This is a genomic window from Mangrovicoccus algicola (genome assembly GCF_014903745.1).
Lineage (GTDB): Bacteria > Pseudomonadota > Alphaproteobacteria > Rhodobacterales > Rhodobacteraceae > Mangrovicoccus > Mangrovicoccus algicola.
Genome location: NZ_JACVXA010000135.1, coordinates 1 through 1900, shown reverse-complemented (window position 1 = coordinate 1900; position 1900 = coordinate 1). Strand labels below are relative to the sequence as shown.

The window sequence follows — 1900 nt, the reverse complement described above, 5'->3', positions numbered from 1 at the left end:
CCCCTAGTTCGACAGCTAGACGCGTAAGTAGCTGATATTTTTATGGCGCAAATGCCGAAAATGTAACTACAGCAGCTCGGTCAGGCGGGTTTTGACAGGTTCAGTGTGTCGAAGAGCTCCAATTGTTCGGGGCTTGGGGTGGTGATGCCGTCGAGCTTCCGATCGGCAATCCGGGCCTCATGGCGGTGAATGCGCGCGAGCAAATCGAGCGCGGTGCGCGGGCTGGCGGAATGGCCCTTTGCCTTCAGCCGCATCCGCATGACGCGGTAGAGCACCAAGGCGAGGAAGCAGATGAGGGCATGGGCGCGGATGCGGTCCGGCAGGCGGTGGTGGACAGGGGCGATCCCGATGTCGGACTTCAGGACGCGGAACCCGCGCTCGATGTCGGCGAGCGACTTGTAGCGGGCGATGGCCTCGGCGGGCGTGATGCCTGCAACATTGGTCAGCAGCGCCAGCTTGCCGTCGAAGAGCTCGGTGCGGGCGATCGCGGCTTCGTCGAGGCTCCAGCTGAACAGGTCCGCCTGCAGGTCGGGCTTGATGAAGCGGGTCAGCTCGGCTTCGGCGACGGCCTTGGCGAAGCGGCTGTAGGACCCGCGATCCGAGGCGCGGCGGCCGCGGGCCGTCTCGCCAGCGTCTTGCCCGTCCAGTTTGCCAGCCAGCCGCTCGCCCATCTCCTCGAGCTCGCGGATGCGCGCGCGGCGGCGGTCCGACTGCTCTGCGGCGCGCACCGGATCGTGGGCGACGATCAGCCGGTGCCCCGCGAAGATGCTTTCGGCGAGGCCGTCTGCGTCGAAGGCAAGCGACTGGAATGTCTCGGCAAGTTCGGCATAGCGGCGCGCCGGGACGGCCAGGATGAACTCCAGCTTGCGGCCGTCGCGATCGGCCAGGGCGGTCAGCTCGCCGATATTGTCCATGCTCAGCAGGCCCCGGTCCGCGACCAGAACCACGCGCTGGACCGGGAACCGCTTCAGCACGCTTTCGAGCATGCCCTGCAGCGTTTTCGTCTCGGCCATGTTGCCGGGGTGGACGGTGTGAAGCAGCGGCAACCCCTCGGCCGTCTGCACGACGCCGAGCACGAACTGCCGGGCAATCCCTCCGGTTTCCTTGTTCATTCCAAAGCCGCGCAGGTCGTCCTCGACGCGCCCTTCGCCGTGGATGCGGACGGTGGTCAGGTCGTAGAAGACGACGGCCAGGTCGCGGTCGACGAGCGGTCGCATCTGCTTTGCCAGGGCGTCTTCGACAACATCGGCATGATCCATCAGCGCATCCATGGCCCGCAGAAGATGCTGGTGCGTCACGGTTTCCGGCATGGCAGGCATCGCAACGGTCTCGAGCCAGCGCAGGCAGCCGAGCTTGCTGTCCGGGGCACAGAGGCGGTTGAAGACCATGGCGCGCACGAGCGCCTCGACATCCGTCTTGCGCCGTCCGCTGCGAAGGCTGCGCGCCAGCGCCCTGTCGAAGCCGAGCTCCTTCCAGAGCTCGTGCAGCGCGAAGACATCGCCGTAGCTGCGCGCCGCCCCGTAGGAAATCTCCGCCTTTGCAGGCTCTTCGCGTCCGGCGGCCCGGCTGAGTCCCCGGATGAGGGCATCGAGGTGGCCGTCCTGCATGCCGTCAACCCGTCCGAGATTGGCCACGACCCGGAGCCGGGGCTTGCCGGCATCGTTGCGGAAGGACTCGACGATCTGGAGATAGCGGCGGCCGCCGCTTCCGGTAATGCGTGTGAACATGGAATGCAGGATATTCCGCAATCCATCGCTTTCCAAGCAGGTTATGCAATACCGCGTGTAACTACAGCGCTTGGGCCGAATTCGGCCATTTCAGCCCTGTAACTTATTGAAAATGCGTCCCGTGGCCTCCAGCGGCCATCGATTTCCGGCCTCCAACTGTCGAAGTTAGGAGC

1 protein-coding gene is annotated in these 1900 nt (G+C 65.3%); it reads right to left on the bottom strand.

The window, feature by feature from the left end; genetic code table 11:
- Positions 1-80: 80 nt before the first annotated feature.
- Positions 81-1727 carry an IS1634 family transposase gene (locus ICN82_RS21095; RefSeq protein ID WP_193187299.1) on the bottom strand — a complete coding sequence of 549 codons (1647 nt, stop codon included), beginning with the start codon at positions 1725-1727 and terminating at the stop codon, positions 81-83.
- Positions 1728-1900 lie beyond the last annotated feature (173 nt).